Source organism: Mycobacterium paraffinicum, from assembly GCF_001907675.1.
Taxonomy (GTDB): domain Bacteria; phylum Actinomycetota; class Actinomycetes; order Mycobacteriales; family Mycobacteriaceae; genus Mycobacterium; species Mycobacterium paraffinicum_A.
In genome coordinates this window covers 167866-180675 of record NZ_MPNT01000013.1, presented here as the reverse complement: position 1 = coordinate 180675, position 12810 = coordinate 167866, and the positions used below count along the sequence as shown (strand labels likewise).

Here is a 12810-nt window from a genome sequence, read left to right as displayed (position 1 = left end):
GTAACCAACCCGCGTATATCAGACTGACACGCGTCGATACGACACGCTCGACATCCCCCAACTGACCCATCTGGTCAACGAAGCGGCGGCCACGACGACGGTTGCGGCCGCCGCTTCACCCTGCCCCCTTGACAAGATGTCTCCCATATCAGTGGCGATCGCGAGCGCGGCGTAGCCGGGCGCTGCGGGTCGCCACCATGGGGCTAGTGGCGATCGCGAGCGCTGCGGGTCAGCGTTGGCAAGAGGGGCACCAATAGCTGACCCGGTCTCCGGAGCCGTCGTAGGAGATGCGCATGCCGCAGCGACGGCAGGCCTGGCCGGCTCGCCCGTAGACCCACAGCTGCCGCCCGGTCCGGGTGTCGCCGGTGGTGCAGCGGTCCCAGCGGAAGCGGTTGAGCCACAACATCTCCCGGGCACGAGAGACCAGCCGTCGCGGGTCGGCCACCGCGCTCACCGGCGCGGTGGGCAGGTGCCCGCTGAGAAAGCACAGCTCGTTGGCATAGACGTTGCCGATCCCGGCCAGGACGCGCTGGTCCAGCAGCGTCTCGGCAAGCGGACGGTCCGGATGCGCGGCCAGGTTGGCGGCGGCCAGCCCGGCGTCCCAGTCCTCGCCGAGCAGGTCGGGCCCCAGGTGCGCGACGGCGTCCTCGTCGCGGTCGCGCTCCAAAATCTCGAGCACCCCCAGATCCACGCCGACGGCGCGGATGGTTCCGGCTTCCAGGACGATGCGCGCCCGGTGGTCGACCCGCACCGGCCGCTCGCCGACGCGCCAGCTGCCGTCCATCTTCAGGTGCGAGTGAATGCTCGCCCGGCCGGCCCGGATGAACAGGTGCTTGCCGCGGCTGAGCACCTCGTCGACCGCCTCCCCGGTGAGGTCGACGGTCGCGTACCGCGGGACGCGGACGTCGCAGCGCGTCAGGGTGCGCCCGGCCAGGTGCCGGCGCAGGAGGGCGGCGGTGTGCCAGACGGTGTCTCCCTCGGGCATGGCTTACCGCGGCCTCACCGGAGCCGAAGTCCGCGCGGGGTGCGGGCGAACCCGGCCTCGGCCAGCGCCTCGGCCACCGGGCTCGGCCCCCCGGCCTGCGGCTGCAGCGCCGGCGCCCCGTCGATGCGCTCGACCAGGATCGACGCGACGCGCCGGGACGCGACCAGGTCGGCCAGCGCCGCGGCCGCGGCGCCGTGGGCCGCAGGGTCGGCGGTGAACGTCAGCAGGGACCGCCCACCGCGCTCGAGGAACCAGCCCAGGTGGCCGTCGACCAGCACGACGAGCGCGCCGGCCTTGCGGCCCGGCCGCGCCCCCTCGCCGCCCGAGGCGGGCCAAGGCAGCGCGGCGCCGTACGGGTTCGCCGGGTCGGCGGCGGCCAGCACGATCGCCCGGTATTCCGGCCGTTCGGGGTCGATGCCGTCGCTAAAGCTGCGCAGCCGGTCGACGGTCGACGCGACCGCGAACTGCGCGCCGCCCAAGGACTCGACGAAGTAGCCGCGCTGGCATCGGCCGGCCTCCTCGAAGGTGCTCAGCACCTTGTAGAGCGTGGCGAACCCGCCGGCGATCCCCTCGGCCGCCACCGCGCCCTTGGTCAGCACGCCGTGACGGCCCAGCAGCAGCTCCGCCTGGTGGTGGGCGCGCACCGTGGAATCCGGCTCCGGCGGCGGCAGGGCCGACCACCGGCCCGCCACCGTCGGGTCGGCCGGGCGGGACTGCGCGTGCGCGACGCTGTATCGGCTGAGCCGCGGCGGCCGGTGCGACCGATGCGCCGGGGCGGAGCGTTTGCGGCTGCCCACCCCGCCGAGTACGGCGCGCACCGGGGCGAACGTGTCACCGGTGACCCGGCCGGCCCAGATCAGCTCCCACAGCGCGGCCTTCAGCTCCGCGTCGGGCACCCCGCTCTGGGTCAGCTGGCGGAAGAAGTACGCGCCCCCGCCGGTCAGCGTGTCCAGGATCGCGCGGTGCGCGTCGGTGAGGTCGACCTCGGCGGGCCCGGCCAGGGTGAGCGGCGCGGAATCGCTCACGTGCAGCGCGACCCAGCCGTCATTGGCCGAGATCGACCCGGCCCCCGACCAGGTCACCTCCCCGGTGGCGAGCAGCTCGTCGAGCATCGCGGGCGAGTAGTCGCGCACCCGCGGGCCGAGCACCAGCGGCTCGATCGCCGAGGCCGGCATCCGGACCCCGGCCAGCTGGTCGATCACGGACATCAGGCCGTCCAGCCCCGAGTTCTGGGCGGGCACCCGGTGCCAGGCCGGCAGGAACCGCCCGTAGGCGGCGGTGCTCACGGGCTCCACCTGCGCGCGCAGCGCGGCCAGCGACCGGCGCCGCAACACCCGCAACACCCGCAACACCTCGGCGTCGCACCACTGTTCGCTTCCGGACGCGACGTCGGTGGTGGCGACGAAGTCGCCGCGCACCAGGCGGCCGTCGGCGGCCAGCCGGCCCAGCACGTCGGCCGTCACCCGCAGGCCCAGCCCGAACCGGGCCGCCGCATCCGCCGTGGTGAACGGGGTGCGTGTGCGCGCGTAGCGGCCCAGCAGCTCGCCCAGCGGGTCGGCCACCGCCCCGGTGAAGGCGGCCGGCACCCCCAGCGGAACCGGCGCCCCGACCCCGTCGCGCAGCCGGCCGATGTCCTCGATGGCCACCCACCAGCTGCGGCCGGCGAACGACACCGTCAGCGCCCGCCGCGCGCCGAGCAGGGCTTCGAGCCAGCCGCCCACCTCGGCGCCGCCGGCCCGGGCGGCGATCTCGTCCTCGGTCATCGGGCCCAGCAGGCGCAGCAGGTCCGCGACGCCTTCGGCGTCGCGCGCGGCCCGGTCCTCGGTCAGGTGCTGCAACTGGCGGCCGGTCGCGGCGATGACGTCGGGGTCGAGCAGCTCGCGCAGCTCGACGCGGCCGAGCAGCTCGGCGAGCAGCGTGCTGTCCAGCGACAGCGCCGCGGCCCGGCGCTCGGCCAGCGGGGTGTCGCCCTCGTACATGAACGCGCCGACGTAGCCGAACAAAAGCGAGGCCGCGAACGGAGACGGCCGCGCCGTCTCGGCTTCGAGCACCCGCACCTTGCGCTGGGCGATGCCGGCCATCAGCGACGTCAGGGCGGGGACGTCGTAGACGTCCTGCAGGCATTCGCGGATGGTCTCCAGGACTACCGGGAAGTCGGGGTATTTGCGGGCCACGTCCAGCAGTTGGGCGGCCCGCTGGCGCTGGTGCCACAGCGGGGATCGCTTACCGGGGTGCCGGCGGGGCAGCAGCAGCGCGCGGGCCGCGCACTCCCGGAATCGCGACGCGAACAACGCCGAACCGCCCACCTCGGCCGTGACGATCGGGTCGATCTCGTCGGCGTCGAAGACGAACAGCTCGGCGCCGGGCGGGGTCTCGCCGGTGTCGGACAGCATGTCCGGCAACCGCACCACGATGCCGTCGTCGGAGGCGGTCGGTTTCTCATCGAGGCGGTAGCGCTCCCGCAGCCGGCGGCCCACCGCCAGCGCCAGCGGGCCGTTCACCCGCAGCCCGTACGGCGAGTGCAGGATCACCCGCCAGTCGCCCAGTTCGTCGCGGAACCGCTCGACCAGCAGGGTGGTGTCGGTGGGCACCACCCCGGCCGCGGTGCGCTGCTCGTCCAGCAGCGCCCACATGTTGTCGGTCGCGTAGGCGTCGAAGCCCAGGCCCGCGCACCGGGCGTCGAAGGCGTCGCGGTCCAGTCGCGCCAGCTCGCCGGTGAACGCGCCCAGCGCGGCGCCCAGCTCCGCCGGGCGGCCGGCGTCGTCGCCGCGCCAGAACGGCAACCGGGCCGGCTGGCCCGGCGCGGGTATCACCAGCACCCGGTCGTGGGTGATCTCGGTGATCCGCCAGCTGGTGGCGCCCAGCGAGATCACGTCACCGGGGCGGGACTCGTACACCATCTCCTCGTCGAGTTCGCCCACCCGCGACGGCTGCTCCGCCTCGCTGGCGAGGTAGACCGTGAACATGCCGCGATCGGGGATGGCGCCGCCGGAGGTGACGGCCAGCCGTTGCGCGCCGGGCCGCGCGGTCAGCGTGCCGGTGTCGCGGTCGTAGACCAGGCGCGGTCGCAGCTCGGCGAACTCGGTGGACGGGTACTTGCCCGACAGCAGGTCGAGGGTGGCCTCGTACACGCTGCGCGGCAGCGTCGCGAAGGGGGCGGCCCGCCGCACGGTGTCGAACCACCGGTCGGCGTCCAGGGGCTCCAGCGCCGCCGCCGCGACCGTTTGCTGCGCCAGGATGTCGAGCGGGTTGGCGGGCACCCGCATCGTCTCGATCTCGCCGGCGAGCATTCGCTGCACGGTCACCGCGCAGCCGATGAGGTCGGTGCGGTGCTTGGGGAACAGCACCCCCTGGGACACCTCGCCGACCTGGTGGCCGGCCCGCCCGATGCGTTGCAGGCCGCTGGCCACCGACGGCGGCGCCTCGACCTGGATCACCAGGTCGACCGCACCCATGTCGATGCCGAGCTCCAGGCTCGACGTCGCGACCACGGCCTTGAGCAGGCCGCGCTTGAGGTCCTCTTCGACCAAGGCGCGCTGTTCCTTGCTGACCGAACCGTGGTGGGCCCGCGCCAACAGCGGCTCAGCGCCGTAGGTCTGGCCGCTGCCCATGATGTGCGCGGGCGCCCCGCCCGCCACCTTGGGGTTGGTCTCGCCGGACAGCCCCAAGCCGCAGCGTTCGGCGTGAATCTCGTTGAGCCGCGCGGTGAGCCGCTCGGCCAGCCGCCGCGAGTTGGCGAACACGATCGTTGAGTTGTGCGCCTCGATCAGGTCGACCAGCCGCGCTTCGACGTCGGGCCAGATGCTGTTGCTGGCCAGGTTGGCCATGTCGGGCACCGGCACCTGCACCGTCAACTCGACGGTCTTGGCCGCTCGGGGCGCGACGATGGTGGTCGGTTGCTGACCGGACAGGAACCGGGCGAGCTCCTCGGGCGGGCGCACCGTGGCCGACAGCCCGATGCGCTGCGCGGGCGGCCCCTCACGCAGGTCGTCCAGCCGCTCCAGGGACAGGGCCAGGTGGGCGCCGCGCTTGCCGGCGGCGATGGCGTGGATCTCGTCGACGATCACCGTCTGCACGCCGGCCAGGGTCTCGCGGGCGGCCGAGGTGAGCATCAGGAACAGCGACTCGGGCGTGGTGATCAGCACGTCGGGGGGCCGCGCGATGAGCTGACGGCGTTCGGCGGGCGGGGTGTCGCCGGACCGGACGCCGACGCTGATGGCCGGCGGCGGCAGGCCGTGCCGTTCGGCGATGCGGGTGAGCCCCGCCAGCGGGGTGCGCAGGTTGCGCTCGACGTCGACCGCCAGCGCCTTGAGCGGGGACACGTACAGCACCCGGGTGCCGGCGGGCCGCTCGGCCTGGTCGGCGAGCGAGTCCAGGGCCCACAAGAAGGCCGCGAGCGTCTTGCCGGATCCGGTCGGCGCGATCACCAGCGTGTTGTCGCCGTCGGCGATGGCGTCCCAGGCTTCGGCCTGCGCGGTGGTGGGGCCGGCGAACGTACTGGTGAACCATTCGCGCGTGGTCGCGCTGAATCGGCCTAACGGGTCACGGGTGGTCACCTAACCATGGTGCCAAGGCCCACCGACAAGTCCGCGGGCTAGCGCGGCTGGATGCGGGCGGTCGCCATCGCGTTGGACAGCTCCTCGGGGATTTCCGGCACCCGGGCGATGGCGTCGAACAGCGAGTGCGCGCACGCGTCGGCGAGGCGTTCGGCGTTGATCGTGGGGTCGATGATGCGCTGGCGGCACAGCTCGAAGGTGAACGCCAGCCAGCCGTGGCAGATCACCCGCAGGTCACGCTCGACGTCGGCCTCCAGCTTGGCCCCGGAGATGTTGGCCACCAGGTCGTGGATGCGGCTCATGATGTGTTCGAGCTGGCGGTTCTTGGCCTCGTCGTCGACGCCCAACAGAACCGGGTCGGACCGGCCCAGCCCGACGTACGCGGCCCACGCCGCCTCGGGGTTCTGCTCGTGGTAGGCCATGTACGCCATGACGCCGAGGCGCACCTCTTCGTACATCGTGAGGCCGGTGGCGTCGTCCATGTTGGTGGTCTCGTACAACCGGTCGGCCTCGTCCTTGACCACCGCGGCGAAGAAGGCCCGCTTGTCGGGGAAGTAGTGATACATCAGCGCCCGCGACACTCCGGCGCGTTCGGCGATCTCGTCGATGCGCACCTCGTCGTAGGGGCGCTTTCCGAAGACTTCTGCCCCCAAAGCGAGCAGCTCAGCGCGTCGATCCTCGGGGGATAAGCGCCTTCTGGCTGTCGGCATGTGAGAGATAGTACTCATCGGTTCTGAGACACCAACTAAATCGTGTCTATCCGGGCTCTGTGCCCGTGGCCAGCGGTATTGCCGAAAAGAATTGACGGTGTCGTCGACCCGCCCCGCCGTCCGGAGTCCCGCGCCGGTTTCACCGGGTTTGCCGCCGGGTATCTGTTCCCATGGGCTTTCCGTGAAGTGCCAGCGCGATTGCAGCGCCCGGTCATCGGACATTTGTCATTGCGCGGTAACTATTGGGACGCAGCAAACGATGAATATGGCGTTGGCCGCACGGGGATAAGAGGGGCACGGATGCACAAAGCGGATGAGCGATCGGGTGGTGATCGCTTAGGGCAGGAGGACGGCGACGTGCGCGCCGCCATCCGGTTCGCGGTGCTCGCCGCCCTCGCGGCGGTCGGCTTCCTGGTCCTTGCCGCGCTGTGGGTGAGCACCTGCCCGGGCACCGGTGTCGACACGGCGGCCTGCGGCGCTCCGCAGCGGACGTTGCTGGCGGTGGGCGGACCGCTCATCTTGCTGGCGGCCGGGCTCTGGGCGTTCCTGCGCACCTACCGCGTATGGAAGGCGGAGGGCACCTGGTGGGGCTGGCACGGCGCCGGGTGGTTCCTTTTCACGCTGATGGTGCTGATGGTGGCCATGGGTGTGGCCCCGATCGCGGGCCCGGCGCTGCCCTTTTGATCGGCCCTCGCCAAAAGCCGTCTGGGAGATCTACCGTTGATGGTGCAACCCGATTTGAGCTGCGCATGTGTCATAAGTTCTCCACTAGGAGCAGCCATGGGAGACACCTTTCATGACCCCGTCGACCATCTGAGGACCACGCGGCCGCTCGCCGGCGAGTCGTTGATCGACGTAGTGCACTGGCCCGGGTATCTGCTGGTCGTGGCCGGCGTGATCGGGGCGTGCGGAAGCCTGGCGGCCTTCGGCACCGGACATCACCACGAGGGCATGACCGCGGGCGTGGTGGCGATCGTCGCCACGGTGCTGGGGCTGGTGTGGGTGGCCGTCGAGCATCGGCGGATCCGCCGGATCGCGGACCGCTGGTACGCCGAGCACCCCGAGGCCTACCGGCAGCGGCCCGCGAGCTGAGGGTCCGCCCACCTGGTCCACTCTGAGTGCCGCAGCTCTTTTTGCCAGGAGCGAATGCCGGGGGTTACCCGCATCGTCGAGTGGGTATCACGTGTGCACCATGATGAGTGCCGGAACGGTTGCGTTAGCGTGGTCACCCCATCATCGGGGACACCATCACGAACGCGCCGACATTGATGCTTATAGCCAGAACAACCAAGACCGCGAGCGCGATTCCGGTCTTCACCGCCACGTGCTCGAGCCGCCGCGCGCGAACTGCGGTGGTCTCCGGCCCATTCATAGCGGGCCGAATACCCGGCGGCGGCCGTGACTAATCGGCTCGAGCGCACGGTCCACGGCGAGCTGAGGGGTGGTAGTAGTGGTAGTCAACCATTGCCGGGAGACCAGATGAACGAAGCGGGATTGCGCACCAACAGGCGCCAGCGCGGTAGCCGTGCCGTCGAATTGCACGTTGCGGCGCGGCTGGAGAACCTGGCGATGCTGCGGACGCTGGTCGGTGCGATCGGCACCTTCGAGGACCTGGACTTCGATGCGGTGGCCGACCTGCGGCTGGCGGTCGACGAAGTGTGCACCAGGTTGATCCGCTGCGCCACCCCCGACGCGACCTTGGTCGTGGTGGTCGACCCGCAGGACGAGCAGTTGATCGTGGACGCTTCCGCGGCATGCGACACGCACGACGTGGTCTCGCCTGGCAGTTTCAGCTGGCACGTGCTGACGTCTCTGGCCGACGACGTCCAAACATTCCACGATGGTCGCGAACCCAACCAAACCGGCAGCGTATTCGGTATCACGCTGACGGCGCGACGGGCGGCCTCCAGCAGGTGACCCCACCAGCTGCCGGCGGCTCCGTCTCGCGACCGAACGAATACGCCGATGTCCCGGAGATGTTCCGCGAGTTGGCCGATGTCGACCCGGACTCGATGGAGTTCCAGCGTCAACGGGACAAGATCGTCGAGCGTTGCCTACCCCTGGCCGATCACATCGCCCGCCGGTTCGAGGGCCGCGGCGAACCGCGCGACGACCTCGTCCAGGTGGCACGGGTGGGATTGGTCAACGCGGTGGTCCGGTTCGACGTCGAGGCCGGGTCGGACTTCGTGTCGTTCGCGGTGCCCACGATCATGGGCGAGGTTCGCCGGCACTTCCGCGACAACAGCTGGTCGGTGAAGGTGCCCCGGCGCCTGAAGGAACTGCACCTGCGCCTCGGCACCGCCACCGCCGAGCTGTCGCAGCGGCTGGGCCGGGCGCCCACGGCCACCGAGCTCGCCGCCGAACTCGGCATGGACCGCGAGGAGGTCGTCGAGGGTCTGGTGGCGGGCAGCTCGTACAACACCCTGTCCATCGACAGCGGTGGCGGCAGCGAAGAGGACGAGGCCCGCGCGATCGCCGACACCCTGGGCGACGTCGATACCGGGCTGGACCGGATCGAGGATCAGGAGTCGCTGCGTCCCCTGCTCGAGGCGCTGCCGGAGCGGGAGCGAACGGTGTTGGTGCTCAGGTTCTTCGAATCGATGACGCAGACCCAGATCGCCGAACGGGTGGGCATCTCGCAGATGCACGTGTCCCGGCTGCTGGCCAAGTCGCTAACGCGGCTGCGCGACCAGTTGCAATAGGGACTCCGGCTCTTGGTCCCGGGGTCCCAGCAGCGGCTCGGCCGCGGGAGTGGTCACCGGAAGGGTGCCGTCGGGGTCGCAGATGCGTAGCAACCGGGCCACCACCGGGCTCGGCGCCATCGCCCAATCCGCTTGGGCGCCCGAGCATACGACGTTGATCCGGTGCAGTGCCGAAAAGCCGGCGGTGCCAATGAATTTCAGGCCGCGCAGGTCCAGGATCACGCGCCGGGAACGGGCGATGGCGTTTGCTACGTACGCCGCAAGCTGATCGGCGTTGGCGGCGTCGAGCTCGCCGTCCACCGTGATGAGCGTCCCCGACGGATCCCAGCGCGCGGTGAACTGCGCCGCGCGGCTGTGTTGCCAAGTGTGGGCCACAGGCATTACTGACTCCATCCGTAGAACAGGATGTGTGCTGCGGAAGACGTCAGGCGTGGATGGGAGCTGGGAACAAGCGAGTTCACCCTCTCCGCGCCGATTGACGTGATCCGGACGGCTGTGAACTCAACCTGACCCGAACGGTACCCGCGCCGGACCGGGTCGACAACTGTTTCCCAGGAATATTGTCCGACGGGCTATTTGATCTCGGCGAGCACCGTGCCCTGGGTGATGGCGGCGCCGGCCTCGACCGCGAGCCCGGTGATGACACCGTCCTTGTGCGCGGTGACCGGGTTCTCCATCTTCATCGCCTCGAGGACCACGACCAGGTCGCCGGCGGCGACCTCCTGACCCTCCTCCACGGCGACTTTGACCACGGTGCCCTGCATCGGGGCGGTCACCGCGTCACCGGAGGCGGCGGCACCCGAGTGCGCCCCCCGCTTGCGCGGCTTGGGCTTCTTGCGGACGACGCCGGCGGGGTCGGCCGAACCGTTGGACAGCGCCAGGTCGCCGGGCAGCGACACTTCGAGGCGGCGGCCGCCGACCTCCACGACCACCGTCTGGCGGGGCCGGGCGTCCTCCTCGTCGAGGGGCTCGCCGCCGGTGAACGGCTCGATGGTGTTGTTCCATTCGGTCTCGATCCAGCGCGTGTGCACCGAGAAGCCGTCGCCGTCGCCGATGAAGGCGGGGTCGGACACCACGGCGCGGTGGAACGGGATGACGGTGGCCAGCCCCTCGATGTGGAATTCGTCCAGGGCGCGCCGCGAGCGGGCCAGCGCTTCTTCGCGGGTGGCGCCGTACACGATCAGCTTGGCCAGCATCGAGTCGAACTGGCCGCCGATCACCGATCCGGCTTCGACACCGGAATCCAGCCGGACCCCCGGACCGCTGGGGGTGTCGTACCGGGTGACCGGACCGGGCGCCGGCAGGAAGCCGCGGCCGGCATCCTCGCCGTTGATCCGGAACTCGATGGCGTGGCCCCGCGGCGTGGGATCCTCGGTGATGTCCAGCTTTTCGCCGTTGGCGATCTTGAACTGCTGCAACACCAGGTCGATGCCCGCGGTCTCCTCGGTGACCGGGTGCTCGACCTGCAGGCGGGTGTTGACCTCCAGGAACGAGATCAGGCCGTCCTGGCCGACCAGGTACTCGACCGTGCCGGCGCCGTAGTAGTGCGCCTCCCTGCAGATGCGCTTGGCCGACTCGTGAATCTCTTTGCGCTGCGCATCGGTGAGGAACGGCGCGGGCGCCTCCTCCACCAGCTTCTGGAAGCGGCGCTGCAGGGAGCAGTCGCGGGTGCCGGCCACGATGACGTTGCCGTGCTGGTCGGCGATCACCTGCGCCTCGACGTGGCGGGGCTTGTCCAGGTAGCGCTCGACGAAGCACTCGCCGCGGCCGAAGGCGGCGACGGCTTCGCGCACCGCCGACTCGTACAGGTGCGGAATCTCCTCGATCGTGCGCGCCACCTTCATGCCGCGGCCGCCGCCACCGAAGGCCGCCTTGATGGCGATCGGCACGCCGTACTCCTCGGCGAAGGCCACCACCTCGTCGGCGTCCTTGACCGGGTCCGGGGTGCCGGGCACCAGCGGGGCCTGGGCGCGGGCGGCGATGTGGCGGGCGGTGACCTTGTCACCGAGGTCGCGGATCGACTGGGGGCTCGGACCGATCCAGATCAGGCCGGCGTCGATCACCGCCTGCGCGAAATCGGCGTTTTCCGAGAGGAATCCGTAGCCGGGGTGGACGGCGTTGGCGCCCGACTTGGCCGCCGCGTCGAGGAGCTTGCCGAAATCCAGGTAGGACTCGGCGGAGGTCTGGCCGCCCAGGGCGAACGCCTCGTCGGCGAGCCGCACGTGCGGCGCCTCGGCGTCGGGCTCGGCGTACACCGCCACGCTGGCAAGGCCCGCATCGCGGGCCGCGCGGATCACCCGGACAGCGATCTCGCCGCGGTTGGCGACAAGCACTTTGGAGATCCTCGAGCTGGCGTGACTAGCCACTGCGCCTCCTGTTTGGCAGATCTGAAGCGGACGTGTTTCCGCCGTGGGCTTCTTTAAGAGAGTTTCTTACAACTCCAGGGAAGTCTAAGCGTCGCGCCGTCAGGCCGATCAGCCGGTGCCGGAATTCTGGCCCGACTCGCGCACCCGCCGCTTGATGCGGGCGAGCATCGCCGACATGCCACGCAACCGCAGCGGGCTGATCAGTGCGGCCAGCCCCAGGTCGGTGTAGAAATCCTCGGGCACCGCCAGGATGTCCGCGGCGGGTTGCTCGTCGAGGCCGGTGGCGAGGATCGACGCGAACCCGCGTGTGGTGGGCGCCTCGGCGGGCGCGCTGAAGTGCAACCGCACCCGGTCGGGGTCGCTGGCGTCGACGTGCAGGAACAGCGGGGTCTGGCACTCCGGGACGGGCTCCATGGCCCGCTCTTCCAGTTCGGGGGGCAGGGGCGGCAGGTCATTGGCGAATTCGAGCAGCAGCGCCAGCTTGTCCTGGCCCTCGACTTCGGCGAAGTCGGACACCACCTCGGCCAGGGGCGCGGGCAGGCTCATCGGACCGGAACGGCCCCGGGCTCTTCGCCGGCGACGATCGGCGTGCGCACGGTGTTGCCCCACTCCGTCCACGATCCGTCGTAGTTGCGCACCCCGGGCTTGCCCAGAAGGTGCGTGAGCACGAACCAGGTGTGGCTGGACCGCTCGCCGATGCGGCAGTACACGACGGTCTTGTCGTCGGGCTCGATGAAGCCGTAGAGCTCCTCGAGCTCCTCGCGGCTGCGGAATCGCCCGCTCTCGTCGACGGCCTTGGCCCAGGGGATGGACCGGGCGGTGGGGATGTGCCCGCCGCGCAGCACGCCCTCCTCGGGATATTCGGGCATGTGAGTGCGCTTGCCGGTGTACTCGTCGGGCGAGCGCACGTCGATCAGCGGCTGGCTGCCCAGAATGGCCAGCACGTCGTCCTTGTACGCCCGGATGGGGGCGTCGTTGCGCTCGACGACGGGATAGCCGGTGGAGGTCTTGGTCGGCACGTCCAGGGTGGTCTCCCGGCGCTCGGCCAGCCACAGGTCGCGCCCGCCGTTGAGCAGCCGCACGTCGGGATGGCCGAACAACGTGAAGACCCACAGCGCGTAGGCGGCCCACCAGTTGCTCTTGTCGCCGTAGATCACCACGGTGTCGTCACGCGAAATACCCTTGCGGTCCATCAATTCGGCGAACTGCTTGCCGTTGATGTAGTCGCGGACCGTCGGGTCGTTGAGGTCGGTGTGCCAGTCGATCTTGACCGCGCCGGGGATATGGCCGATGTCGTAGAGCAAGACGTCCTCGTCCGATTCGACGATCACCAGGCCGGGCGCGCCTTGGTTGGCGGAGAGCCAGTCGGCGGTGACGAGCCGCTCGGGGTGGGCGTAGTCGGTCAGGGTCGGGCTTGGATCGGGGGGTAGGGCCACGACCCGAGCCTACCGTCAGCTAGCAAAGGGGCCCCACGCCATTGGCCGGCGCGAC

General features: G+C 70.6%; 12 protein-coding genes. 4 read left to right on the top strand and 8 right to left on the bottom strand.

Features of this window, described 5'->3' with window-relative positions; all coding sequences use genetic code 11:
• Positions 1–229: 229 nt before the first annotated feature.
• The 3 genes from nei2 to BRW65_RS16220 are packed head-to-tail and all read right to left on the bottom strand — an operon-like array spanning position 230 to position 6251.
• Positions 230–985 (bottom strand): endonuclease VIII Nei2, encoded by a 756-nt coding sequence (nei2, locus tag BRW65_RS16230; protein WP_073876212.1) that lies wholly within the window; start codon positions 983–985, stop codon positions 230–232.
• Positions 986–999: 14 nt separating this feature from the next.
• A complete protein-coding gene (locus BRW65_RS16225; RefSeq protein WP_073876210.1) occupies positions 1000–5541 on the bottom strand; it encodes an ATP-dependent helicase in 4542 nt (1513 codons plus the stop codon).
• Positions 5542–5579: 38 nt separating this feature from the next.
• A complete protein-coding gene (locus BRW65_RS16220) occupies positions 5580–6251 on the bottom strand; it encodes a TetR/AcrR family transcriptional regulator (RefSeq protein ID WP_073876208.1) in 672 nt (223 codons plus the stop codon).
• A 300-nt stretch (positions 6252–6551) separates the two neighbouring features.
• Here BRW65_RS16220 and BRW65_RS16215 point away from each other — a divergent pair, with 300 nt between their 5' ends.
• Both BRW65_RS16215 and usfY read left to right on the top strand, forming a co-directional pair.
• On the top strand, positions 6552–6935 hold the full coding sequence (locus tag BRW65_RS16215; protein WP_073876206.1) for a hypothetical protein: 384 nt from the start codon (positions 6552–6554) through the stop codon (positions 6933–6935).
• A 96-nt stretch (positions 6936–7031) separates the two neighbouring features.
• The gene (usfY, locus tag BRW65_RS16210; protein ID WP_073876204.1) at positions 7032–7343 is read left to right on the top strand and encodes a protein UsfY; all 312 of its coding nucleotides are present in this window, start codon (positions 7032–7034) and stop codon (positions 7341–7343) included.
• 133 nt (positions 7344–7476) lie between these two features.
• Here the strand turns inward: usfY and BRW65_RS31755 are convergent, their stop codons facing one another.
• Positions 7477–7623: a hypothetical protein gene (locus BRW65_RS31755; RefSeq protein WP_167374051.1), complete on the bottom strand. Its 147-nt coding sequence runs from the start codon at positions 7621–7623 to the stop codon at positions 7477–7479.
• A 107-nt stretch (positions 7624–7730) separates the two neighbouring features.
• On the opposite strand from BRW65_RS31755, the gene BRW65_RS16200 reads away from it, so the two are divergent.
• A complete protein-coding gene (locus BRW65_RS16200; protein WP_073876200.1) occupies positions 7731–8168 on the top strand; it encodes an anti-sigma factor in 438 nt (145 codons plus the stop codon).
• On the top strand, positions 8165–8953 hold the full coding sequence (locus tag BRW65_RS16195) for an RNA polymerase sigma factor SigF (protein WP_073876198.1): 789 nt from the start codon (positions 8165–8167) through the stop codon (positions 8951–8953). The genes BRW65_RS16200 and BRW65_RS16195 overlap by 4 nt, the downstream gene beginning before the upstream one ends.
• On the opposite strand, the gene BRW65_RS16190 is transcribed toward BRW65_RS16195, so the two are convergent.
• The 4 genes from BRW65_RS16190 to BRW65_RS16175 all read right to left on the bottom strand — a co-directional run bounded on the left by BRW65_RS16190 (position 8924) and on the right by BRW65_RS16175 (position 12755).
• Positions 8924–9346: an STAS domain-containing protein gene (locus tag BRW65_RS16190; RefSeq protein ID WP_073876196.1), complete on the bottom strand. Its 423-nt coding sequence runs from the start codon at positions 9344–9346 to the stop codon at positions 8924–8926. The two genes, BRW65_RS16195 and BRW65_RS16190, sit on opposite strands and share 30 nt — an antisense overlap.
• Before the next feature lie 179 nt (positions 9347–9525).
• Positions 9526–11319 carry an acetyl/propionyl/methylcrotonyl-CoA carboxylase subunit alpha gene (locus tag BRW65_RS16185; protein ID WP_073876194.1) on the bottom strand — a complete coding sequence of 598 codons (1794 nt, stop codon included), beginning with the start codon at positions 11317–11319 and terminating at the stop codon, positions 9526–9528.
• Positions 11320–11427: 108 nt separating this feature from the next.
• Positions 11428–11865, bottom strand: coding sequence for a SufE family protein (locus BRW65_RS16180; protein ID WP_073876192.1), 438 nt, complete (start codon positions 11863–11865; stop codon positions 11428–11430).
• Positions 11862–12755 (bottom strand): sulfurtransferase, encoded by an 894-nt coding sequence (locus BRW65_RS16175; RefSeq protein WP_073876190.1) that lies wholly within the window; start codon positions 12753–12755, stop codon positions 11862–11864. Before BRW65_RS16175 ends, BRW65_RS16180 begins: the two co-directional genes overlap by 4 nt.
• Positions 12756–12810 lie beyond the last annotated feature (55 nt).

What these genes read in the sequence shown, in the direction of transcription:
- nei2 (WP_073876212.1), bottom strand. Translation starts at nt 985, where the DNA reads ATGCCCGAGGGAGACACCGTCTGGCACACCGCCGCCCTCCTGCGCCGG.
- BRW65_RS16220 (WP_073876208.1), bottom strand. Translation starts at nt 6,251, where the DNA reads ATGCCGACAGCCAGAAGGCGCTTATCCCCCGAGGATCGACGCGCTGAG.
- BRW65_RS16215 (WP_073876206.1), top strand. Translation starts at nt 6,552, where the DNA reads ATGCACAAAGCGGATGAGCGATCGGGTGGTGATCGCTTAGGGCAGGAG.
- usfY (WP_073876204.1), top strand. Translation starts at nt 7,032, where the DNA reads ATGGGAGACACCTTTCATGACCCCGTCGACCATCTGAGGACCACGCGG.
- BRW65_RS31755 (WP_167374051.1), bottom strand. Translation starts at nt 7,623, where the DNA reads ATGAATGGGCCGGAGACCACCGCAGTTCGCGCGCGGCGGCTCGAGCAC.
- BRW65_RS16200 (WP_073876200.1), top strand. Translation starts at nt 7,731, where the DNA reads ATGAACGAAGCGGGATTGCGCACCAACAGGCGCCAGCGCGGTAGCCGT.
- BRW65_RS16190 (WP_073876196.1), bottom strand. Translation starts at nt 9,346, where the DNA reads ATGGAGTCAGTAATGCCTGTGGCCCACACTTGGCAACACAGCCGCGCG.
- BRW65_RS16180 (WP_073876192.1), bottom strand. Translation starts at nt 11,865, where the DNA reads ATGAGCCTGCCCGCGCCCCTGGCCGAGGTGGTGTCCGACTTCGCCGAA.